Origin of the sequence: Inquilinus sp. KBS0705 (assembly GCA_005938025.2) — a bacterium.
GTDB lineage: Bacteria > Bacteroidota > Bacteroidia > Sphingobacteriales > Sphingobacteriaceae > Mucilaginibacter.
In genome coordinates this window covers 15,424-39,370 of sequence record VCCI02000006.1, presented here as the reverse complement: position 1 = coordinate 39,370, position 23,947 = coordinate 15,424, and the positions used below count along the sequence as shown (strand labels likewise).

At 43.0% G+C, this 23,947-nt stretch carries 22 protein-coding genes; 7 read left to right on the top strand and 15 right to left on the bottom strand.

Annotated features, from left to right (window positions below):
• Window positions 1-42 precede the first annotated feature (42 nt).
• On the top strand, window positions 43-426 hold the full coding sequence (locus tag FFF34_019175) for a four helix bundle protein (GenBank protein TSD62656.1): 384 nt from the start codon (window positions 43-45) through the stop codon (window positions 424-426).
• 33 nt (window positions 427-459) lie between these two features.
• On the top strand, window positions 460-2,271 hold the full coding sequence (locus tag FFF34_019170; protein TSD62655.1) for an excinuclease ABC subunit C: 1,812 nt from the start codon (window positions 460-462) through the stop codon (window positions 2,269-2,271).
• A 96-nt stretch (window positions 2,272-2,367) separates the two neighbouring features.
• On the opposite strand, the gene gldN is transcribed toward FFF34_019170, so the two are convergent.
• The 7 genes from gldN to FFF34_019135 all read right to left on the bottom strand — a co-directional run bounded on the left by gldN (window position 2,368) and on the right by FFF34_019135 (window position 9,872).
• Window positions 2,368-3,348, bottom strand: coding sequence for a gliding motility protein GldN (gene gldN, locus FFF34_019165; GenBank protein ID TSD62654.1), 981 nt, complete (start codon window positions 3,346-3,348; stop codon window positions 2,368-2,370).
• 7 nt (window positions 3,349-3,355) lie between these two features.
• Window positions 3,356-4,891 carry a gliding motility protein GldM gene (gene gldM / locus FFF34_019160; GenBank protein TSD62653.1) on the bottom strand — a complete coding sequence of 512 codons (1,536 nt, stop codon included), beginning with the start codon at window positions 4,889-4,891 and terminating at the stop codon, window positions 3,356-3,358.
• A 42-nt stretch (window positions 4,892-4,933) separates the two neighbouring features.
• Window positions 4,934-5,737 carry a gliding motility protein GldL gene (gene gldL, locus FFF34_019155; GenBank protein TSD62652.1) on the bottom strand — a complete coding sequence of 268 codons (804 nt, stop codon included), beginning with the start codon at window positions 5,735-5,737 and terminating at the stop codon, window positions 4,934-4,936.
• Window positions 5,738-5,782: 45 nt separating this feature from the next.
• Complete coding sequence (locus tag FFF34_019150; protein TSD62651.1) at window positions 5,783-7,108, bottom strand: SUMF1/EgtB/PvdOfamily nonheme iron enzyme; 1,326 nt, start codon at window positions 7,106-7,108, stop codon at window positions 5,783-5,785.
• Window positions 7,109-7,359: 251 nt separating this feature from the next.
• The gene (locus tag FFF34_019145; protein ID TSD62650.1) at window positions 7,360-8,124 is read right to left on the bottom strand and encodes a uroporphyrinogen-III synthase; all 765 of its coding nucleotides are present in this window, start codon (window positions 8,122-8,124) and stop codon (window positions 7,360-7,362) included.
• Window positions 8,125-8,133: 9 nt separating this feature from the next.
• The gene (locus tag FFF34_019140) at window positions 8,134-9,117 is read right to left on the bottom strand and encodes a DUF4271 domain-containing protein (GenBank protein TSD62649.1); all 984 of its coding nucleotides are present in this window, start codon (window positions 9,115-9,117) and stop codon (window positions 8,134-8,136) included.
• A gap of 113 nt (window positions 9,118-9,230) precedes the next feature.
• A complete protein-coding gene (locus FFF34_019135; protein ID TSD62648.1) occupies window positions 9,231-9,872 on the bottom strand; it encodes a hypothetical protein in 642 nt (213 codons plus the stop codon).
• Window positions 9,873-9,990: 118 nt separating this feature from the next.
• Between FFF34_019135 and hemW the strand changes: the two genes are divergently transcribed.
• From hemW to FFF34_019115, 4 genes are all read left to right on the top strand, one after another.
• Complete coding sequence (hemW, locus tag FFF34_019130) at window positions 9,991-11,121, top strand: radical SAM family heme chaperone HemW (protein ID TSD62647.1); 1,131 nt, start codon at window positions 9,991-9,993, stop codon at window positions 11,119-11,121.
• A gap of 102 nt (window positions 11,122-11,223) precedes the next feature.
• On the top strand, window positions 11,224-11,772 hold the full coding sequence (locus FFF34_019125; GenBank protein TSD62646.1) for a fasciclin domain-containing protein: 549 nt from the start codon (window positions 11,224-11,226) through the stop codon (window positions 11,770-11,772).
• Window positions 11,773-12,021: 249 nt separating this feature from the next.
• Window positions 12,022-12,900, top strand: coding sequence for a cupin-like domain-containing protein (locus tag FFF34_019120; GenBank protein TSD62645.1), 879 nt, complete (start codon window positions 12,022-12,024; stop codon window positions 12,898-12,900).
• A gap of 119 nt (window positions 12,901-13,019) precedes the next feature.
• Window positions 13,020-13,901: a cupin-like domain-containing protein gene (locus tag FFF34_019115; protein TSD62644.1), complete on the top strand. Its 882-nt coding sequence runs from the start codon at window positions 13,020-13,022 to the stop codon at window positions 13,899-13,901.
• A 118-nt stretch (window positions 13,902-14,019) separates the two neighbouring features.
• On the opposite strand, the gene FFF34_019110 is transcribed toward FFF34_019115, so the two are convergent.
• The 6 genes from FFF34_019110 to FFF34_019085 all read right to left on the bottom strand — a co-directional run bounded on the left by FFF34_019110 (window position 14,020) and on the right by FFF34_019085 (window position 20,775).
• A complete protein-coding gene (locus FFF34_019110; protein TSD62643.1) occupies window positions 14,020-14,640 on the bottom strand; it encodes a class I SAM-dependent methyltransferase in 621 nt (206 codons plus the stop codon).
• 146 nt (window positions 14,641-14,786) lie between these two features.
• The gene (locus FFF34_019105; protein TSD62681.1) at window positions 14,787-15,608 is read right to left on the bottom strand and encodes a hypothetical protein; all 822 of its coding nucleotides are present in this window, start codon (window positions 15,606-15,608) and stop codon (window positions 14,787-14,789) included.
• A 139-nt stretch (window positions 15,609-15,747) separates the two neighbouring features.
• Window positions 15,748-17,019: a metallophosphoesterase gene (locus tag FFF34_019100; GenBank protein TSD62642.1), complete on the bottom strand. Its 1,272-nt coding sequence runs from the start codon at window positions 17,017-17,019 to the stop codon at window positions 15,748-15,750.
• Window positions 17,020-17,042: 23 nt separating this feature from the next.
• Window positions 17,043-18,545: a magnesium chelatase gene (locus FFF34_019095; protein TSD62641.1), complete on the bottom strand. Its 1,503-nt coding sequence runs from the start codon at window positions 18,543-18,545 to the stop codon at window positions 17,043-17,045.
• A gap of 126 nt (window positions 18,546-18,671) precedes the next feature.
• Window positions 18,672-19,772 carry a VWA domain-containing protein gene (locus tag FFF34_019090; protein TSD62640.1) on the bottom strand — a complete coding sequence of 367 codons (1,101 nt, stop codon included), beginning with the start codon at window positions 19,770-19,772 and terminating at the stop codon, window positions 18,672-18,674.
• 127 nt (window positions 19,773-19,899) lie between these two features.
• Window positions 19,900-20,775 carry a carbohydrate kinase gene (locus FFF34_019085; GenBank protein ID TSD62639.1) on the bottom strand — a complete coding sequence of 292 codons (876 nt, stop codon included), beginning with the start codon at window positions 20,773-20,775 and terminating at the stop codon, window positions 19,900-19,902.
• Between the two features lie 335 nt (window positions 20,776-21,110).
• Here FFF34_019085 and FFF34_019080 point away from each other — a divergent pair, with 335 nt between their 5' ends.
• Window positions 21,111-21,530 (top strand): nuclear transport factor 2 family protein, encoded by a 420-nt coding sequence (locus tag FFF34_019080; protein ID TSD62638.1) that lies wholly within the window; start codon window positions 21,111-21,113, stop codon window positions 21,528-21,530.
• A gap of 71 nt (window positions 21,531-21,601) precedes the next feature.
• On the opposite strand, the gene FFF34_019075 is transcribed toward FFF34_019080, so the two are convergent.
• Together FFF34_019075 and FFF34_019070 are read right to left on the bottom strand one after the other, a co-directional pair.
• Window positions 21,602-22,288, bottom strand: a complete 687-nt coding sequence (locus FFF34_019075) for a response regulator transcription factor (GenBank protein TSD62637.1) — start codon at window positions 22,286-22,288, stop codon at window positions 21,602-21,604.
• 15 nt (window positions 22,289-22,303) lie between these two features.
• Window positions 22,304-23,947 carry a HAMP domain-containing histidine kinase gene (locus FFF34_019070; GenBank protein TSD62636.1) on the bottom strand — a complete coding sequence of 548 codons (1,644 nt, stop codon included), beginning with the start codon at window positions 23,945-23,947 and terminating at the stop codon, window positions 22,304-22,306.

Sequence of the window (23,947 nt, the reverse complement as noted above, 5' to 3'; positions counted from 1 at the left end):
CTCACTTGTTCATTGGTTAATTGGTGAATAGTTCAATAATTTATGAGTTATTATAATCTTGAAGATTTAGAGTTATACCAATTGGCCGAAACTTTTGGTGATGAGATTTGGTTTTTAGTACACGAATGGGAGTATTTTGCTAAAGATACTATTGGTAAGCAAATAGTACGGTCAGCTGATTCCATTGGTGCTAACATAGCAGAAGGATATGGCAGATATCATTATAAAGAAAACAGGAACTTCTGTTACTTTAGTCGCGGATCTATTTTAGAAACAAAAGGGTGGTTAAAAAAGGCTAAAACCAGGAACCTAATAAGTGAAGTTCAATTTAATCTTCTATTCGAAAAACTTCAAAGCATCCATTTAAAGTTAAACGCGTATTTAAAGTTTATTGGCAAGCAGGCAAGTAAAGCACCAGACCAATGAACTAATGAACAATTGAACCAGTGAACTAGGGGCATGGAAAAATTCGATTACAGGGAAGCTTTAAAAAATATACCGCACAAACCGGGTGTATACCAATATTGGGATAGCGAGAACGAGCTGATATATATTGGTAAGGCTAAAGATCTGCGCAATCGGGTAGGTTCGTACTTTAATAAGGATACCCAGATCAATGCCAAAACAAGGGTACTGGTATCAAAAATACGCAAGATAACCTTTACCATAGTTGATACCGAGGTGGATGCCTGGCTGTTGGAAAACAGCATGATAAAAAAGCATCAGCCCCGCTACAACGTAATGCTTAAAGATGATAAGACCTACCCCTGGATCATCATCAAAAACGAAAATTACCCCCGCATTTATTGGACACGCCGCATCATTCGCGATGGATCCAAATACCTGGGGCCTTATGCCTCAGTAAGTATGATGCATACCATACTGGGTTTAATAAAAGAGACCTACCCACTGCGTACCTGCAACCTGCCGTTAACCCGCCAAAATATCGAAAAAGGCAAGTTTAAAGTTTGCCTCGAATATCAGTTGGGCAATTGCAAAGGCCCTTGCCAGGACTACCAGTCAGAAGCGGACTATGATAAAAGCATTGAGGAAATAAAAGACATACTAAACGGGAAAATTGGCGCCGTTGTACGCAACCTTAAGTCGGATCTGGACAAAGCCATCAGCGACCTGAATTTTGAGCAGGCGCACCGCCTAAAGCGCAAACAGGACCTGCTGGAGAATTACCAAAGTAAATCTACCGTGGTTAATTCATCTATAACCGATGTAGATGTATTCAGCATCGCTTCAGAAGAGAAATACGCCTTTGTAAACTACTTAAAGGTAATGAACGGTACTATCATCCAAACACAAACTATCGAGCTTAAAAAGCGCCTGGATGAGAGCGACGAGGAACTGCTTACAATTGCCATTACCGAATTTCGAACCAGGTACCAAAGCCATTCAAAAGAGATAATTGTCCCTTTTGATATAGATGTGGATGACGCGTCCGTTAAATTTACAGTGCCCAAGCTGGGCGAGAAGCGTAAACTGCTCGATCTATCACAAAAGAATGTAATGTTCTTTAAAAAAGAGAAGATAGACCAGTACGAAAAACTTAACCCCGAGGTGCGCACCGATAGGTTAATGAACCTGATGATGAAGGATCTGCGCATGAACCAACAGCCCCGCCATATAGAATGCTTTGATAACTCCAACTTTCAGGGTAAGTATCCGGTATCGGCTATAGTGGTGTTTAAGGACGGCAAGCCATCAAAAAAAGACTATCGCCACTTTAACGTAAAAACCGTTGTTGGCCCCGATGATTTTGCCACCATGGAAGAAGCTGTATTACGCCGCTATCGCCGTGTGTTAGATGAAGATACAGGCTTGCCGCAATTGATTATTATTGATGGTGGCAAAGGGCAGCTATCATCGGCCATGAAGAGCTTAAAGCTGCTGGGTATTGATAAAAAGGTAACCGTTATAGGCATTGCCAAGCGGTTAGAAGAATTATACTATCCGGGCGACCAATACCCAATGTATTTAGATAAGCGATCGGAAACATTAAAGGTGATACAGCAGCTGCGCGACGAAGCACACCGCTTTGGTATTACCTTTCACCGTAAAAAGCGCGATAAAGGCACATTAGTTACCGAATTGGAATTAATTGAAGGCATTGGCAAAACCACCGCCGAAAAGTTGCTTAAGTACTTTAAATCGGTAAAAAAGATACGCGAAGCTACCGAGACCGAGTTGCAGGAAATAGTAAACCTTAAACAGGCCAAAGCTATTAGCCAATATTTTAATCCCGCTGTGTCTGATAATTAATATTATAAGCCGCAATAGTTTATCACCATACAGCACAAAAAAAGCCCCTGCATTATGCAAGGGCTTTTATATTTTTTAGCAGATCGGCTATTATAATTAATACTGCCAAAGGTTAAGCTCCCAATCCATCAGGTTTTTTTTAACCCTATCCGATTCGTAAAGCTTATCTATACCTTGTGCGTAATCGCGTATACGTTCGTCCTTATCGTTAGATTGTTTAACAATATAGCTGGCAAATAAACGCTTTACAAAAACATCATCAAAGCTTAAGCCGGTAGCATCGTTGTTATGGCTAACAGCTTCTTTGGTTGCCAATATTTGGCGTGCCTCGGGGAAGTATATCCAAAAAGCGGGTTGATACTCCAGGTCTAACCCAGCTGCTTTAGGCTTAATCAATGGTGCAATACCAATAATGCGTGGTTCAAAAACCGAACGCTGCCTGTCAAATATCCAGTCTTCTTTGATACGGAATTTTACTACGCTATCCGGGTTAAACTCACCGGCCCTAAACTCCGAACCTATTTTGTTACCATCCTTATCAAACTTATCTACCGCGCTGCTGTCGGCCATGCGGCTTCGTGCCTGGCCCGCGGCCAATGGGGTCGAAAACGAGTCGCCTCCCGGATCGTCTTTAGTGCTTGCCGGGTCGTAAGCGGTTAACTCACCTGCATCAATAGCATCCAACAAAATAGTTATCAGCCTTTGCTTTGGCGATGCCAGGTACTGGTTCATCTTTTCGCGAACATCAATTTCGCGCCATACGCGTTTGGCAAAGGTTACGTCACTTTCGCGCAGGTTAGCATAAGGGGTTACCCTTGCGCTTAAAATATTGTTCTTTTTATAGTACCCGTCTAATGGGCGGTCAAAAGGCTTTTTCTTAGCTGTATCAACAGGCAACTGTGCTTTAGGCTGTAAAACGGTACTGGCTGTAGTGTTAGCACCATTTACTACCGGCCCCTGCGAAAAGGTTTGTGAAGCAGCAGGCTTTTTAGCCGCCGGTTTCCTTGCCTTCCTTTTTTGCGCGAATGAGGCGCTGCAGGCCAGGCAAAGTGCCAAAATTAAAAATCTTGTTTTCATAACTTTCTTAATTAGCCGTTAATACTATAGCGTCCAAACCTCGCTGCGAGCCATCGGGGCCAACAGCAATTATATCTTTAAATACCACTGTAGAGCCCGGTGTTACACCCGCCATTGCAGCACGCATTTGCGCCGATAATTCGGGTCCGCTGGTTGAGGCAATAACTGCGTCCTGGCGCGGTTTAATTACCACCAATGTAAACCTGGTTACGTTAAATTTAGCATCAAATTCAAAGTTTTCCAACTTGGCGAAAACTCTGTCCTGCGCGCGAATATTGGCTGCGCTGGTATTACCCCCGCTTTTGCCGGCAAACTGCGCCTTAGGATCTGGTATACGTTTTACACGGAATAAGGTTGAGCCCAATGTTTGCGTTTTACCCGGGGTTACCTCGCCTGATACGGTTACGGTAGCCTCGCCTATGCTATTTACATTGGCCACATAGTGCCCGGCCGAGCCGCTTAACGAGCCGTTTGAAATATTTACCCTTAATTTTTCTTTAGCGAGACCTGGTGCCGAAACCGATATAGGGTTAGGTACACCAATGTATAACACGTTCATCTTATCAGGCGATACCACTGCCGATGGGCGGGATACCTGGTAAGTTTGCGGCGTTGTTTTGTATTCCTTTATAGTACCATCAGTTTGCTTTACGCGGATAGTACCTACCCAGGTAAACACCCCTTCTGACCCTGTACCAACGGTATATTTACCTTTACCATCTGATACCGCCAGGCGCGAACCGTTTACACTTATATCCGGGCTCGATTTTGAATCGGATGCGGTTAAAAACACTTCGGCGGTATACGGCGTGCCGGCTATTACATAGCTTGATGGCGCAACCGCCACAGCGTCAAACTTATCAAGGTTCACTACAGCCTGATCAACTTTACCTAATAACTTCTTTACTACTTCATTTTCGGCATTTTTCGCATCTGCCTGTATTTTAGTAAGCGCTGTAATTGATGCCCCCATTGGAATACCGTCGCCAAAGGTTGCCTCTTCCCATGATTTTTTTGTCAGTTCCCCATTACGTGGAGGATCAACAACCTGGAGAGAAAACTTTACATTTTTCCTGTCGTCAGGATCTAATAATGACAGTAATTTCTTTTGTGTTTCCTCAATTTTTTTACGCAATTCCTTGCCATGCCCACCAGCTATCATATAATGTGATGAAATATCCTGGTCAGATCTACCTTTAAAGTCATTAGTGGTTTCATCAAAGCCACCACCTGCTACAACAAGGTCCTTTTTAAGGGTTTCAATGTAAGTATTAAGTTCCTCACTGGCCTTGCTGGCTTCTTTGGCTCTATTGTAAAAAGGTGTTGCCCTGGCAGGCTGTTCTTTAAGTTTAGTTTTCTCAAATGCCTCAAACGTATTTGAAATACCAGTTTGTACATTACTTTTAGACCTGTCTAAACTATCTGTAATATTCTTAAACGCATCGAATAAGCTATCCGGTAAACTTAAGGCAACAAGCCCTAAAAGTACCAGGTATAATATACCCATCATTCGCTGTCTTGGGGTTTCTTTACCTCCGGCCATTATGTATATTTATTCTTTTTTGGTTTGATTAAATATGGTTAATTACCCCCGGGGCTGATTCATTGCTGTTAACATGTTGCCATAAACCGAGTTAAGCGAAGCCAGGTTTTTAGCCAAACGGCCTACTTCCTCTTTAAACTGTTTCGAATCGTCTAACGACTCGTTAAAGTTATTCATGGTTAACGACAGGTTTTTATAAAAACTGTTCATCGCTTTTAAATGCGCGCTCGAATCCTGTAGTTCCAATTCGTAAACCGCGTTTAGCGACGAAAGATTTTTAGCCAAATTAGTTACCTGGTCATGATATGCTTTTGAATCAACATTGGTATTAGCCATTTCAGCCAGATTTGCCGATGCTTTTTCAAAAGATGCGCTCAGGTTATCGTAGCTGGCAGTAGCCTGCTTTACCTTGTTGGTAAAAGCAATTGTAGCTTCGCCTGCATCAGCTACCTTTGATATCGCGTTAACCTTATCGCCAAAAGTGCGTAAGCCTTCGCCTAAGCTGCCTATCAGTTCAGGGCCAATTTTGGCATCTTCCAGCATTTTATCTAAAGCCGCTGTATTTGAAAAACCGGTTGCTGATGCAACAGGTCTTGCCGATGCCTTGGGCAATTCGCCGCTAAAATCTTCACTCAATTCTGGGTACGCACGTACCCAGTCAATCTCCTTCTCTTCCCGTTGAAATCCTAATAAGAAAAATAGGAATGCTTCAGTACTTAACCCAATAGCAATCCAGTAAGTTGAGCCAGGTAAATGCAAAATTTTGAACATCAAACCGATGATCACCACTGTTGCACCCCATGATACTACGTTACCAATTCCGTAAGGTTTCTTCTTCCCAGCCATAAATTTTAAGTAAATTTTATTAGTAGTTTATTGATTAGTTTATTGTTAGCGCTTGTCTTTGATATCGCGGCCGATGTAAGGGGTAACACAACGGAAGCCTATGTATGATTTTGCAGTATCCTGGTACTCGTAAGTCCGGGTTGAATTTTGTAAAAAGTAGCCTATATCTTTCCACGAACCGCCGCGTACCACCTTGCGTTTTAAAACTGCAGGGTCGCTTGCTTTAGCTTCATAATCAAATGATGGCGATAGGTCATGCACAAAAGTAGATGCCGACTCGTCATAAGCTGATGATGTCCACTCGGCAACGTTACCGGCCATGTTATACAAGCCATAATCGTTAGGGAAATACGAGCGTACGTTTACAGTATAAGCGCCGCCGTCGTCGGTATAGTTACCACGGCCCGGTTTAAAATTGGCCATTAAGCAACCTTTAGCGTTTTTAATGTAAGGGCCACCCCATGGGTAATCGGTACCAATACGGCCGCCACGTGCAGCATATTCAAATTCGCCATCGTTAGGTAACTGAAAAGGCAGGTTGTGCGGTAAGCCACGTGCATCTTTAGCGCCATCGCTTAAGCGGGTACGCCATACGGTAAAGGCCCTTGCCTGGCGCCAGGTAACACCCACAACAGGGTAGTTACGGTATGCCGGGTGAGAGAAATAACCCTCAACCATAGGCTCGTTGGCCGCATACGAAAAATCGTTTAACCAAACCAGTGTATCAGGGTAAACACCTACTGTATCGCGGATGATGAAATCTGATCTGCGTTTGGTTTTATCGTTACGATAGTTTGATGCATCGCGCTGCGACATTAACGAGTAGTTGTATTTTAATAAACGGATATCTAACTCGTTACGGTCAAACACACGGTCATCGCCCTGGTAATATAAGCCTTGTAATTTTTGCGCATTACCAGCAGAACCTTTGCCCTTGGTGCTGAATACAGGATTTTTGGCTACATATTTCCAGTTGATATATTTTTTGCCCGACGCGTCGGCTGCGGCGCCTTTTTTAGGCTGCATGTAATATTTTTGATCGTTAAGGTAATTGGTAATTGCAATAGAATCGCGCACCCAAAATACAAACTGCTTGTATTTGCTGTTTGATATTTCAGTCTCATCCATAAAAAATGGAGGAATGGTTACCTGCTTGGTTTGCGAGGTTTGCGCAAAAGTAACATCCTGATCTGTTTGGCCCATTAAAAAGGTACCCCCTTTAATGTAAACCATGTTTAAAGGGGTAGTTGCCCTAAACGAGCGTTGCTTAACACCTACCACCTCGCCGTTGTTTCCGCCGCCGCCTCCGATTCCGCAACCGGCTAATCCTGTAACAGCACAAATCGCTATCAAAAAGTAAAGTTGTTTCATTTTGTATACAAAATCGTAATGTGCATGCAAGTTACCCAATGTAATGCACCCCCGAATATATTAAATTTACTTATACTAAACAGTAAAAATATTTTTTGACCTCAAAAAAACTACACTATGAGTTAAAAAAATACACTTATTCTTAAACAATAGAATATAACGCAAATGTATTCTTTTAAATGAGAAATACATTTCTACCGTTATACGTTTAAAGCTACAAAATGTTGCAACAGGTTTACGAAGGATTTGAATTATTTATTAACCTGCTTAACGTACTGATCTATCGCCATGGTCATAGATGGGGCGGCCGGAGATGGTGCAGGGATATCTAATATTAAGCCCGCTTCGAGCACTGCCTTATGAGTGGTTGCGCCAAAAGCGGCAATGCGGGTGTTGTTTTGTTTAAAATCGGGGAAGTTTTTGTATAACGACTGTATGCTCGACGGGCTAAAAAAAGCGATGATGTCATAAAACACTTCGGCCAGGTCGCTAAGGTCACTGCACACCGTGCGGAAAAGTACTGCAGGGGTAAAATCGTAACCGTTATCCAGCAAAAACTTTTGGGTTTCTTCGGCAGCTACATCCGAGCATGGGTATAAAAATTTCTCGCCCGAGTGTTTCTTTAATACCTCGGCCAGATCGGCAGCGGTTTGTTTACCAAAAAATATTTTACGTTTACGGTATTGGATATATTTTTGAAGATACAGAGCAATGGTTTCTGAAAGGCAAAAATATTTCATTTCTACAGGCACCTCAAAACGCATCTCTTCGCAAATACGGAAGAAATGGTCGGCAGAGTTACGACTGGTAAATATTACCGCGCTAAAATCAGCAAGGTTTATTTTTTCCTTACGAAAATCTTTAGCGGGTACGCCTTCCACATGAATAAAAGACCGGAAGTCGATCTTTAAATTCAGCTTTTTAGCCAGTTCAGCGTACGGATTTTTATCGTTCTCAGGTTTCGGCAGAGTAACTAAAATACTCTTAACCTTTTTCTTTCTGTCTTCCAATGCCATGCGTTATAACTACCTAAACCCAATATTAAGTGCCTTAATCAGTATCAATATGGGACAAATTTCGAGGGCACAAAGATAGATAAATAAATAAAATTTATGAAATCGAAAATTAGAAATAATACTAACGCTGCTGCGCAGGTATTGCCATACAAATATAATAATAACCAGTAACAGAGTAATTGCCAGTAAATACGGGATAAATTTTTCGGCTATCAGGCTGAAACACAGCGCTACAGGCAAAAATACAAAGGCGATATTAAAGTACGTAAGCGATAGTGCGGAGATGTATTCGCTCACTAATTTATTTATATCAAAAACAAAGCCTAAAAATTTTAATACCAGGAACTTAGCCGCAAACAGGGTGATAATAACCAACGACAAAGTTAAGAATAGTTGCAGCCCGCCAATAGTGTAATATACTTTATAATAACCTGTAGTTAATAAGTATAAAAACAGGCCAAACGTAAAACCAAACAGCAGGAACAAACCTATAAAGGTCCAAAAGTTAATGGGGCTATCTTCTTTACCGGCCTGGCCAACAGTGCGCTTGTTGTAAAACGACTGGAAAACATTACCCATATCTTTGGTTGAGGCGATGTTTAACCCGGCTGTAAATAATATTAAAACAAGGATGATGGCAATAACCCAACCCTCGCGCTGGGGCCGACTGTGCCCATATCCCAGGCTGTTTTTTGATCGTTTTGATATATCAAGGTACAGGTTGCCTCTGTAAGCGTTTGCCTTAAGTACGCTATCAACAAACATGTTTTGCCTGAGGCCTTCGGGCTTACGTATGTAGGTAAAAGCGATAGAATCTGACACGAACTGGGCCCTTAAGGCCGTAGCCTGCGCAACCGAATCTAAAAATGGCAGGGGTTGCTTTACATAGCTGCGGGCAACGGTATCCCGGTAAGCTACTGTATCAGCATCCTGAGCATAGGCTGCTGAGCACATAATAAACACAACAATAAAAAAGCAAATTATCCGGCGCATTATATAAGCCCAATAACCCGGGCTGCTGCAAATTTACCTTAATAATTGCAGCTTATGCAAACTTATATAAATGAATATGGCTTTTTTGAGCCCAGGTATCACAAACAGCTATATTAGCGGTTGGTGGCCAATTTTCTGTTACTTCGTGTTTTTATATGGGCAAAATCTTCCGGTTTTGTAAAATGCTCCAACCCTAAAATTAACAATGTTGACGTGGCAAAGTTTATTTTTTGCATAATAGGCAATAAGCTCCAATCGCTTGTGCCCCATAAGTACACGCTGTAATAAAAAACCAAAAGAATTACAACACAGAAGAACTTAAACAGGTGAAGCTTCGTCTTTAGGATGAAAACGGTGATAATAACCAGGCATGTCCAAAACACGCTGGTTGATATGATCAGCATCAGATCGTGCATGGGCGTCACCGTTAAAAACGTAAAAATTATATTAACAATGCCACCGTATTTTAAAATGTAAGCTGCATTCCTGTCAGGTATTTTTTTCGACATATTATTAAAAAACAACCCGTACGTAAAAGGGAGCAGTATCATACCGGCATAAGCCCATAACCTCGAAGGATTTTCTGCGCCATTCAATGCCCGCACTCCGAACAGGTTGCTCATAAAGTTTTTTGTCCAGTTAAAGCCGGTAGCATATTCATCAAACATACTACCACCCGGGTAAACGGCAATAGCTATCATTATCAATACTACCGATATTACTATTCCAATTAAAACTGAATATTTCCTGATCATTTGTTCAAGGCATTGGGTTGTAAACTAACCTTAGAGCAAATCGCCCGCGCATTGTTACGAATTGACGGACGATGGTTTTAAACTCCGATAATTGTGCTTTTACATTACCTTTGCCCCCATGGCCGGTATCTATCTACATATTCCTTTTTGCAAGCAAGCCTGCCATTATTGCGATTTCCATTTCAGCACCTCGCCGCAGTATAAGGATGAAATGGTGCAGGCGCTGGTAAAAGAAATAAGCCTGCAAAAAAGCTATCTGAACAACGAGACCATCGAGACCATTTATTTTGGTGGTGGCACGCCGTCCGTACTTTCTGCAGACGAGATCAGCCTGCTCATCAACACCATTACCGAATTGCATACCGTGGCCGCTGATGCCGAAATAACGCTGGAGGCCAATCCCGACGACCTGGACCATAGCAAGCTAAAGGCTTTCAGGCATACACCGGTAAACCGCTTTAGCATTGGCATACAATCGTTTTTTGATGAAGACCTGCAATGGATGAACCGCGTACACCGCTCGGCCGATGCCGAGGCATCGGTAAAGCGCGCGCAGGATGCCGGCTTTGAAAACATCACTGTCGACCTGATTTACGGTTATCCTTTATTGACAGATGCTAAATGGAAGTTTAACTTAGATAAGGTGTTTGAGTTGGGCATCCCCCATGTATCTGCCTACTCGATGATGGTTGAGCCGCAAACAGCACTGGCCACCTTCATCAGCAAAAAAAAGCAGCCCCCCATGAGCGAGGGCCAAAGCGCCGAACAGTTTACCCTGATGCTGGATGCCATGCAAAGCAACGGCTTTGAACAGTACGAAATATCAAACTTTTGCAAACCGGGGCATTACTCGCGCCATAACTCCAACTATTGGAAAGGCGTAAAATACCTGGGCCTTGGGCCATCGGCACATTCTTTTAACGGCGATACCCGCCAGTGGAACGTGGCCAATAATGCAAAATATATTAAATCGATAGCCGAAAATATTATCCCGGCCGAGCTGGAAATACTCACTCAAACTAATCGATTGAACGAATACATCATGACCTCATTGCGTACCATTTGGGGCCTTGATCTGGACCGGCTTAACGCTATTGCATCCTCAGCATCAAACGAAGTTTTAAAAGTCGCCAGGCCCTATTTTGACGATGGTAGCATCCTGCAAAATGGCAATGTTATTACCCTTACCCCGCAAGGAAAATTGTATGCCGATAACATTGCGGCCAGCCTGTTTTTCCACGAAGAATAAAAGATAGCGTATAGCTTAGCGTTGTGCGAATTATGCCTTTTGCCAAAAACCGCCCTTTGCTAATCGGCGTATCTTCTTTCAAATATCAATATCTACAAAACAATGAAAAAACTAATTATCGCAGCAATTGCCTTAGCAACTATCGCAATCGCACCAAACACATTCGCTCAAACAAAAATGGTAGGTGGCGCGGCCATGTACCCAACTAAAGACATCGTATCTAACGCTGTAAATTCAAAAGACCACACCACATTGGTTGCAGCTGTTAAAGCAGCCGGTTTGGTAGAAACATTACAGTCTGCCGGCCCATTCACTGTATTTGCACCAACCAACGAAGCTTTTGACAAATTGCCAAAAGGCACTGTTGAAACTTTGGTAAAACCAGAGAACAAAGCAACCCTTACCAAAATTTTAACTTACCACGTAGTAAGCGGCAAAATAAGCGCTGCCGACTTAATGGCTAAAATTAAAGCAGGTGGTGGTAAAGCAGAATTAACTACTGTTAGTGGTGGTGTATTAACTGCTATGGCCGATGGTAAAAAAATATACCTGGTTGACGAAAAAGGTGGCAAAAGCTGGGTAACCATTGCCGATGTTAACCAAAGCAATGGCGTAATACACGTAGTAAACAGCGTGTTATTGCCTAACTAAAAAGTTTGCAGTATGCAGTTAGCAGTGCGCCGAGGCTATGAATAGGACTGTGTGTGTAAAGATAAGCCAAAGCAAACTGCGGCTACAACTGCAAAACTTTAAAAACATTTATTCTACCCTAATGAAAGCAAAACCCGGCCGCTAAAAGCGCCGGGTTTATTTTTTGTCAATAAAATATCAAAAACAAACTTTACACTAATGCACTTATGTGTTAACATATAATTTTGTAAAGTTAACGTACCGTAAACCATGAGTTTGTCCCTTACACAGATAGACAGAGTAGACCACATTAGCAAAGACGACTTTGTAAACAACTACTTAAAGCCCCGCAAACCCCTTGTTATCAGCAAGGCTACCCAAAGCTGGCCGGCTTTGCAAAAATGGACCTTCGACTATCTAAAAGAAACCGTAGGCGACAAAACAGTACCACTTTACGATAGCTCAAAAGCCGACCCGAGCAAACCCATTAATGCATCAGCAGCAGAGATGAAGTTTGCCGATTACATAGACCTGATACAAACCCAACCTACCGACCTGCGTATATTTTTGTTCGACCCGATAAAGGATGCCCCAAAATTGCTTGATGATTACCGCTCGCCTACCGACCTGATGGGTGGCTTTTTGGATAAATATCCCAACATGTTCTTCGGCGGTAAGGGCTCTGTTACCTTTTTACATTACGATATAGACCTGGCGCATATATTCCATACCCATTTTAATGGCCGCAAGCATGTCATACTGTTTGATAACAAATGGAGCGAACGCCTGTATAAAATACCTTTTGCTACCTACGCGCTGGAAGATTACGATATTGAAAACCCCGACTTCAAACAATTCCCCGCACTTGACGGGATTGAGGGGCAGGAAACCATTTTACAGCATGGTGATACCCTGTTTATGCCCACAGGCTACTGGCATTGGATGAAGTACCTGGATGGCTCGTTCTCGATATCGTTACGCGCCTGGGATAAATCGTGGGGGATAAAAGCCAAAAGCCTGTATAACCTAACCATACAGCGCAAGTTTGACGACATCATGAAAAAGAACTTTAAAAACCGCTATATGGACTGGAAAGAAAAACTGGCCATCAAACGCGCAGATAAGGCCTTGGCAGCAGGCAAACCCTGATGCGTTTTTAAAATTTAACCTGATTTTAACATTCCTCAAAGTTTTATTTCGTTATTTTGATAAATTCGGGTGATACTTGTGTCCTAATAGCAAGTATTTATTACCCTATTGATCAAGATATGAGCTTTATACTGCACCCTATTGATACCGTTGAGAGCATTACCCCCGAGGATTTCCGCGAGAAATACCTGAAACCGCGTCGCCCATTGGTGATAAAAGGCCTAACCAAAAGCTGGCCCGCCCGCGAAAAATGGACACCCGAATATTTAAAAGAGGTGGTAGGCAAAAAGGTGGTGCCTTTGTACGATAACTCCAAAGCCGATCCATCAAAACCAATTAACTCATCGGCTAAAGAAATGCCTTTTGATGAGTATATCGACCTGATCAAATCAACGCCAACAGAACTGCGCATATTTTTCTTCAACATATTTAAACAGGCCCCGCAACTGCTGGATGATATTGTATTACCAAAGGACCTGATGGGCGGCTTTTTAGAAAGCATGCCGGCCATGTTCTTCGGTGGCTCTAACTCGGTTACCTTTTTGCATTACGATATAGACCTGCCGCATATATTCCACACCCATTTTGGCGGGCGCAAGCATGTAATACTGTTTGAAAATAAATGGAAACGCCGCTTATACTGTATCCCTAACGCTACTTATGCCTTAGAGGATTATGATGTGCTAAACCCCGACACCAAAAAGTTCCCGGCACTGGAAGGTGTGGAGGGCACAGAAGTGTTCTTAGAGCACGGCGACACGCTTTTTATGCCGACCGGCTACTGGCATTGGATGAAGTATATTGATGGCTCCTACTCGCTTAGTTTGCGTGCCTGGGACGCCTCTATCACCCGCAAGGCAGCCAGTTTATATAACCTGGCCGTAAAGGGTGGTGTAGATAGCCTGTTAAAAATGGCCTTCAAAGAAAAATACGCCCACTACCGCGAAGACCTTGCCGTTAAATGGGCCGAGAAGGAACTGGCAGCAGGGAAACCGTATTAACTACCCTGTCATTGCGATACGCCGTTAGGCGGAGAAGCAATCTCGTAGCCAATGCATTACCGCCTTGCTCACGACGAGATTGCCACGTCGCTATCGCTCCTCGCAATGACACAGTTTTTTAAATTTTTCTATACCCCCTCGTCACTACAAAATCGCCATAAAAGGTTTTTTCATCGATCATCTTATAGGCCAACTGGTTAAACTGTGCGGTCACGTCCGGTAGTTTGGACGACTCTACGCCACAAAGTATTTTAAAGAATAGCAGCATACTTTTTAGCAGCACATATTGCCACCATTTACCGCTAAGCTGAAAATCGGTGTTAAGCCACAGGCCGCGGGGTTTTAACATACTGTGGATATGGCCGAAGGTTTCTGGCAAATCTTGCTCGCGGTAGTTATCAAACAAAAACGGGGTGATCAATATATCAAAATCTGATAGTTCAAGGTCCTCAATAGCCGCGTTTATCAGAATGATTTTATTGCTGTTTTTGACTACTCTTTTTTGCGCAATGGCTATCATTTTTGCCGATATCTCTACATAGGTAATGCTAAGTCCCTGCCGGTGTACTTTTGTTATTTCATCCAAGATCCAGCCTGTACCGCCGCCCACTATCAGCACGTTTGCACCGGGCGGGATATGGTGCAGCAAATAAACCTGCGCCTTTACCAAAGCATCGCCAAATACTACCCGCGAAAGCCTGTCGTAAAATGATGCGGAGTTATCGTAATTGCTTGCCATTGAGTAATATCTATAAACCACTACTTGTATAAAAGTGTCATCTCGAACGACGAAGGAGGAGAGATCTTGTTCAAATGACAGGCGGCGAACTTTGCATAACGAACAGGATTTCTCTCTATCGTTCGAAATGACAGCAAATTCGGTACCTACACCCAGTTAAACACCGCCAATACCACATACTGCAATATCAGTACGCCGTCTAAGTAAAAAAAGTAGTAATACTCGTCCTTCTCCCATTTCGATTTAAAGATAAGCCAGCCCATTAACACAGTGGTGGTGGCCAGGGCCCAAAAATCGTTATTAAAGCCATTGTTCCTAAACACAAATAACAAGGCTATATAACCGGCCAGTAAAACCTGGCAAAACAGGTAAGCGTTCTTTTCGCCCCAGGCTACCGGGATCGTTTTAAGTCCGGCCTCCCGGTCGTGAAATAAGTCGCGAATATCAAAAGGTACGGTTAGCGCACCTATCAACAAAAAGCGTTTGGCAATTAAAATGGTAATGTCGCGGGTAGATACATCTGCCAGGTGAAGGTCTTGCGCTTCCAGCACGGGTAGCAGCACACAGCTCAATGTCCATACTAGGGTTATCAGGAAAGGCTTTAGTCCTGGTATGTTACGCAGCCCAAACTTATGTTCGCCTACGCTAAACAAAGGCAAGCTATAACCAAAGGATAATATTGACAGGAACACCAGCAATATCCTCGACTCCATTGATAGTAAAAAGAACAGCGGTATAAGCGATAGCAGCGATACAATGGTAAAAGTTACCATTAACCTGTAATGCGCAAAAAACCAGCGCACACGTCGATAAGGCGATAGCTCGGGCTGTATAGGTTTTGTTAACAGGATGCAAAAGTTATAGATACCCAATGTTGAGGTAAAAAGCAAACCTGTTACCGTATAAACGGGTTTGGCATCTATTAAATGAAAGGTAACCAGTGCCTGCGCCACCGCGCATAACGACATAAATATATTGCTGAACAGCAAGAAGTCGAAAATACTTTGTAAGGCTTTTTTCATTTGGTAATGCTAAAGTACAGCAATACGGGCTAATAAAACAATTGCTACATATAAAAGGCATCACCTGCCGGGACCAGCATAAAACTTATGCTTTCAGTTTTGGGTCTTCGCCGGCACGCAGTGTAAACAGGGTTATCTCGGGCATAATGCCTACCCGGCCTTTAAAGCCTGCAAAGCCGTAGCCTACGTTTACGTATATCTGCTGGTGTTTTTCGCGGTACAGACCAGCCCATTCCTGGTATACGTATTCAATTGGGCTCCATTGTACCTCTTTGTAGCGTATACCAAACTGCATGCCGTGGGTGTGGCCTGCAAATACAGCATCTATTTGTGGGTATTTTGGTATCACCTCGGCACGCCAGTGCGATGGATCATGCGATAATAACAGTTTAACGGGCAGGTCATCGGTATTTACTACCGCCTTTTCCATTTTGCCATATTTAGGGAAACGGCTCATTTCGCCCCAGTTGCCTATGCCCAAAATACCTATTTCTTCGTTATCCACCTTTAAGCGGCGGTGCTCGTCTATCAAAATATCCCAGCCCATGTTTTTATGGGTTTGTATAATATCGCGGTTGTTCTTTTCCTTATCAGCTGGCGAATTCCAGGTACCATAGTCGCCGTAATCGTGGTTGCCTAAAATAGAGTATACGCCAAGCGGCGCTTTTACCTTGCTGAATATATCCTGGTAATCGTTCATTTCCCAGGCGCCGCCATTCACCAGGTCGCCGGTAAAAAATATCACTTCGGCTTTTTCCTTCATCAACATATCTACCCCACCCTTTACCGCTGTTTTATTGTAAAAACCGCCCGAGTGTATATCAGATATTTGCCCTACCCGCATGCCATCGAATGCTTTTGGCAGGGTGGGCAGGTATAGGTCTACATAGTTTACATAGTAATCGTAGCAGCCGGCTTTCATGCTTAGCTTAATGGCCGTTAGGGGTACAATACCTGCCAGCAAACCGGCTTTCATCAAAAACTCCGACCGTGGGATGGCTTCGGGCTGGTAAGGCTCGGCAGGCGGCGAAACCTGCTGCTTGCTTTTACGCAACGCTTTGGTTATCCAACGGCGTATATCATCAATAAAAATGACAAGTATGAATGATATTTTAAAGATAAACACCAGCGCAAAACCAAACAAAAGCGCGGTGCGTGGCCCGGCACCTAATTTGGTATACACACCAACAATTAGCGCGCTTATTAAAAAAGCCGCGCTTAGCCAGTATAGTATTAAAAACCATTTGGTACGGATAAAACTCCACTTTTTAAAAGCAGCCCTTACCCCTTTAAGAATATAATAATCTGCGGCTAATAGTACACTTACAAGTAATAGAGTTAGGGCTTGTCCCTGCATTATTTTAGTATAGGTAAACGGTATTAATAACGGTCGTCGTCCAGATCCACGTCGTCATCATCGGGCTCTAAATTAAACAAACTGTTAAACATATCCGAAAACGCGAAGCCATTATCTAAAAAACCTTTGTTAAGCTGCGAAAATTCGGCCAACCCGTGTAGTATAAACTCCATCAGCAACAGGTGCTGGTTTTCGCTTAAGCGTGGGTGAAACTTCTTTACCAGGTCCTTTAACCCCGGTACAGCGTTTAATCCTTTTTTGTAATCTACCAGCGATAGGTCGTCTACCAATGATAGCGTGTTGCCATCACCAAACCAGTTGATGATCTCGGCATAAGGGTTTGGCGTTTTGCCTTTTTTTGATTTCTCCGGATCAGGGAAAAATTGCAGCATCAGCGTTTTAACAGCTTTGCCTATCAGGATGTTTGCCACCTTGCCCGGTCCTTCTAATTCGCCTTCGTATACCAATTCTATTTTACCGGTTATAGCCGGGATGACTCCTAAAAAGTCGGATATGCGCACGAAGGTTGCTTTTTCGCCATTGATGATCATACGGCGCTCGGCATTGCTTATCAGGTTTTCGTAGGATGATATGGTTAACCTTGCCGATACGCCCGACTTTTTGTCGATATACTCAGAGTTGCGCGCTTCAAAGGCAATTTGCTCTACCAAATCCTTTACCAAACCATCAGCCTCAATATTGCTGCGCTGCTCGGGCGTTAGCAATGCTTCCTGCTGGGTTATTTTGCGCGATATTTCTACCGTGCGCGGGTAGTGGGTTAATATCTGGCTTTCTATACGGTCTTTTAAAGGCGTTACTATCGATCCGCGGTTGGTATAATCTTCCGGGTTGGCCGTAAATACAAATTGAATATCAAGCGGCAAGCGTAGTTTAAAACCACGTATTTGTATGTCGCGCTCCTGTAAAATATTAAATAACGATACCTGTATACGTGCCTGTAGGTCGGGCAATTCATTTATTACAAATATGCCCCTGTGGGCCCGTGGTATTAAACCAAAGTGAATTACCCGCTCGTCAGAGTAGGTCAACTTCATGGTAGCGGCTTTTATCGGGTCAACATCGCCAATTAAATCGGCAACGGTAACATCCGGCGTAGCCAGCTTTTCGGTATAGCGTTCACTGCGGTGTATCCAGCCAATTGGAGTATCGTCGCCCTTGCTCTCTACGGTGCTGTGGCCATACCACGATATAGGCGCCAATGGGTCGTCAAACAGTTCCGATCCTTCTATGTAAGGTACATACTCGTCCAGCAGGTTTACCAGCAGGCGGGCAATACGTGTTTTTGCCTGGCCGCGCAAGCCCAGCAATAAAATGTTATGGCGCGATAATATAGCGGTTTGCAGGTCGGGTATTACGGTATCTTCAAATCCGATGATACCTTCAAAACCGCCCTCTTTTTGTTGCAGCTGCTTTATCAGGTTTGCCCTTAATTCGTCCTTAACCGAGCGGCTTACATAGCCCGACTTTTTTAACTCGCCAAGTGTTTTTATATCTGTTTTATTCATTCTTATTCTTGATTTCACCGATTATCTTTTTTGATTTCACCGATTGATTGTGATTTCACAGATAATGGCAATGATTATTATGTTCGAGCTTCATCTGCACATCTGCATATTTGCACATCCGCACATCTACCTTACGTTCTTTCTTCTATTCTTAGCGTAGTCTTCAAAAATGTATTCGCCTAAATTGTTAAGCGAGCTGTAAAATGCCTTACCACCATTGGTTTCGGTAAACTTGCGTACAAACTGCTGCAGGTAAGGGTCCTTTGCTATCATAAAAGTAGTGATAGGTATTTTAAGCCTTTTGCATTGCGCGGCCATGTTAAGCGTTTTGTTTACCACTTTCCTATCCAGCCCTATACTGTTTTTATAATACTTGGTGCCTTCCTTTAAACAGGTGGGCTTACCATCGGTTATCATAAATATTTGCTTGTTGTGCGTTTTACGGCGTCGCAGCATATCGGTAGCCAGTTCTAAACCCGCATAGGTATTAGTATGGTAAGGGCCAACTTGCAGGTAAGGCAAATCCTGCAGGGTTATAGGCCAGGCATCATTACCAAACACCACAATATCTAAAGTATCTTTAGGGTATTTGGTGCGTATCAGTTCGGCCAGGGCCATGGCTACCTTTTTGGCGGGTGTTATCCTGTCCTCGCCGTAAAGTATCATACTGTGCGATATATCTATCATCAGCACGGTTGAGGTTAGGGTCTTATAATCCATCTCCTCTACTTCCAGGTCGCGCTCAGTCATCATAAAATCGCCGCCTATGCCGTGGTTTACCTGCGCGTTTTGGATAGATTGGGTCATGTCTATCTGATCCAGACTATCGCCAAACTCAAACTCGCGGCGTTCGGCATTCTTTTCATCGCCCTGCCCGCTTTGCGGCGAACGGTGATTGCCTTTACCCGATTTTTTTAGCTTGCCAAATATCTCCTCTAATGCCGACTGGCGGATACTTTGTTCGGTTTTCGCGGTTATCCTGAATTCGCCCTTTTCGTTATTCTCGTCCAGGTAGCCCTTTTGCTTTAGCTCGTCAATAAAATCGCCCATGCCGTACTCGTCATTGGTGATGTTGTATTGCTTGTCTAATTCATTAAGCCACGCCAAAGCCTCGCCTGCATCGCCGGCGGTATAGTTCAATAATTCCAGAAATAACTTTAGTAATTCTTCAAATCCGCCTTTGGGGATCTGGTTTGGTTTAAACTTTGAAAATCCGAAACCACGCATATTGTACCCTTTCTTCCTATAAAGTAACGGATTATTTAGTTCAAAAGTTTGCTACGCGCAGCAATTTAACCGAATTGTTAGGCTGGTATGACAAAACCCAAATACATACGTATTTACTGTTGTGCTATTACCCTATTGCCGCTAACACCTCGTCTATTTTATACTCGGGGTTGGCACCACGTTGGCCGGCTACATAGGCCCCAACCGCGCAGGCTTTTTCAAGCAGGGGTTGCATAGGTTCGTTGCGTAGCAGCCCGGCAATAAACGTTGCCAAAAACGAATCGCCCGCACCTACGGTGTCTACCACATCAACCACAAAACCGGGATGCTCATAAAAGTTATAATCGTGCCATATAATAGCCCCCTTATCGCCGCGGGTAACACAAATTACCTGGGCATGAAACTTTTTCTGAAACTCGTTTATCTTTTGTTTAAGGTCGCCGCCGCTGCCATGTATCAGTAGCTCGGCTTCCTCTTCGTTCATTTTTACCACATCGGCCTTTGCGGCCAGGGTTTCGATGGTGGTTAGGTTATAATGCGGCGGGCGCAGGTTAACATCAAATATTTTTAGCGCGTTGCTATCGTCAAGTACTTTTAGCAAGGTTTCAAATGTCGCCTTTTGGCGGCAGGCTAAACTGCCAAAAACTATAGCATCAACCTTTTTTGAGGCTTGCTCCAATTCGTAAGTAAACTCAATATTATCCCACGATACTTTTGGCGGGAAAACGTAGGTTGCCTGGTGCTGCGCGTCAAGCTGTACGGTAACCTCGCAGGTGGGCAACTGCTCATCGCGCTGTAATAGATCGCTAAACAAACCATTTTTCTTTAAAAATTTGGTTAGCTCTACGCCAAGTGGGTCAATTCCTACGCTACTTGCAAACAGGGTATCAACCCCTTGCTGTACCAGGTGGCGCGCAACATTCATGGGCGCTCCGCCTGCCGTTTTACCATCGCCAAAGGCATCCCATAAAACTTCGCCGAAGCATAAAACCTGTTTTTTCATAAGCGTAACTAAACTGATAGGTTAAAGCGTAAAGCTACTGAATTTTTAATATGATTATTAGCTTTTAGCATCCGCCCAAATGGCCGATATTTAAAAAAAAACTTTTTTATATCAGATTAAATTTTATATTAGTTAGTGAGGGGTAGCGAAAAAAAACGAAAATTTTAGCTATACCCCAACAAAATAATGGAATAATTTACAGCCAAAAATGCAAAGGTTTAGGCCCATACTGGCTGTAAAGGCATTTTTTGCTTATAAAGGCCGCATAAATAAACACCGCCCCAAAATATTGCCGGCCGGCACCCGCAAATCACGAAATGATACTATATTAGTGTATGAAAAAAGCAACGCTACCCATCTTCTTGCTACTTATATCGTACTGCTGCATGGCGCAGGACAAACAAGCCATCATCAAGCTGATGCGCACCCAGGAGGTCGCCTGGAACAAGGGGGATATCCCCGGCTTTATGGAGGGTTACTGGAAATCAGACTCGCTGATGTTCATCAGCAAGCGCGGGCCAAACTACGGCTGGCAGCAAACGCTGGATGGCTATAAGCGGGGCTACCCCGACAAAGCCGCTATGGGTAAGCTTACCTTTACTATTATGAAGGTTGAACTGCTGGGCGGTAAAGATGCCTTTGTATTAGGCCAATGGGATATAAAACGCCAAAAAGACGGCATAGGGGGCTATTTTACCCTTTGGTTCAGAAAGTTCCCTGATGGCTGGAAAATAGTTTGTGACCATACAAGTTAGTAGTATATAATAAAAAGAGAGCGATGAGTTAAACACATCGCTCTCTTTTTATTATATGGCAACCATGTTGCTTAATAAACAAATTTATACCCTATGCCCCTTACCGTTTGCAGGTATGTAGGCGAATCGGGGTTGTTCTCTATCTTTTTACGCAGGCGCACTATATGCATATCCAACGTACGGGTGTTTACATCGGCATTGTAGCCCCAAACCTCCATCATCAGTTCTTCGCGGTTTATTACCTTATTCTTATTCTTTAAAAAGTAAAGTAAAATGCGGTTCTCTAAAATGGTTAGCTCGGTTTTACGGCCATCCTTAATCAGCAGGTGGGTGTTGGGCTGGTGCTCCATATTGCCAAACTTGTGCGACTCAGTTTTGTCGTTATTTAACGAGAATTTTATCTTGCTGTCTATCATCGCCACCAACACATCCATGTTAAAGGGCTTGGTGATATAATCACTTACGCCAAAGTTATAGGCACCGATTTTATCAATATCCTGCGCCTTGGCGGTCATCATTATCACCAGCTTATCAAAGCCCTTTTCGCGCAAGCTGGCGCACACTTCCGATCCTTGTTTGCCTGGCAGCATCCAATCAAGCAGTACAATGCCCGGCTGCTCTTCTATAATAATACTCTCGGCTTCTTCGCCGTTGCCTATTTCTATAACCTTGTACCCTTCGCTTTGCAAGCGCTCGGCAACCAAAAAACGCAGGTTTTCATCATCTTCAACCAGCGCAATTTTTATTTCTTTATTCATTTTTTATGTTGTGATCTAATTATCTAAGGGCAATGTAACTATAAACGTTGTACCTTCATTTATCTTGCTTACCAGGGTAATATCACCATTCATAAAGTTAACCAGCTCTTTACAAAATGCCAAACCTAAGCCTACGCTTCCGTTTTGGTTATACTGGTTCTCTATGCGGTAAAACTTTTTAAACACATCGCCCTGCAGGTTTTTGGCCATACCTATTCCCTTATCAGCAAACGAAAATACAATATTCCGCTTCTCTTGTTTTATATTGATGTATAATTCCTTTTTACCCGGATGCGAATATTTGTATGCATTCTCCATTAAATTCTGAAAAACACTGCCTAGCAGCACCGGGTCACTGTTAATATTCGTAATATCTTCAATGGCAAAACTTAGCTTAAAATCAGGATATTTTATTTTAAAGGTATCGATATAACCTTTCACAAAGGTTTTTAGCTCTATCTCTTCGCGCTTAATATTTATCGATCTGTTCTCTAACTGGGTGAAGGATAGCAGCTTGTTCATCAGCTCGTTTAGCTTATCGGCCTCCTCATCAAGTATCTTACCATAATGTTTGCGCTGGCGCTCGCTCAGCTCGGCATCGCCCTTAAGGTTAGAGCCGGCAATTTTTATAACGCTTACCGGTGTTTTAAACTCGTGGGTAAAGTTGTTTATAAAATCGTACTGCAGCTTAAATATCTTCAAATTCACATTTAGGTTGCGGTATATTAACCAGCCTATAAGTACCAGGCAAAAATAAATAAGCAATATAATTGCACCTATAGGCAAAAAGCGGCGGTCTATCTCTTCGGTTAAATGCCCCTTTGCAGATATAAAGTACAATTTAAAGTTTGATAGCGCACCAGGCAAAGCTACCTCGGTAACTATACGACCGCCTTCTACCTCCAATGGGTCGTACACTATCGGCTCTATGGTTACCTTTTCGTATAATTCTGGGTGCGTGTTTCTTACCCTCAGGTAGTGTGCATCCAGTAAAAAGGTTAGCATATTTTGCTTATAAAAAGCCGCTGATCGTTGGTTTTTTAGTAAAGACCTGTATAATTTAATATCCTCCCGGCGGGGGATGTTTAAGTAGCTTATCTTATCGGGGTTAACATCATAAAAGGTTTTGAATATCTCGTCCTGAGTAGGTAGTTGAGTAGTATCGGCAACGCTGATAAAATTGCTGAATTTAAAAGCCATTTGCTTAAAATCTTCGCCATAGGCCCAGGCCATATCTTTAATACCCTTCACCTTACCACGCTTAGGCTTATATTGATAAATAGCCTTAACGGATATCCATTGATTATCGGCAAAACCTGATTTTATTTGGGGGTTGCCAATTTGTATATCGTAAAAAAGCACTTTGCGCACAAAGGGGTAACTTTTAAATACCGTACCCGAGTAATTTGCTGCAGAAGTAGAGTCTAAAAAGCCCTGATAGGATGTTATCTCTGGGATTTTGATCTGGAAAAAATCGTAATAGGGCTTAATGGTTTGTTCCCAAACCTCTATCTTTTTGGAGGCGAACTCATTCTCGACGTATTTGGCAGTAAGCTTATATGATATGAAAATAGCGATGATAAGGCTCACTGTAATCAGCACCAAAAAACTGGCTATTAGCGAAAAGTTTTTACGATAAATATTTCTCTCCAGTTTCAT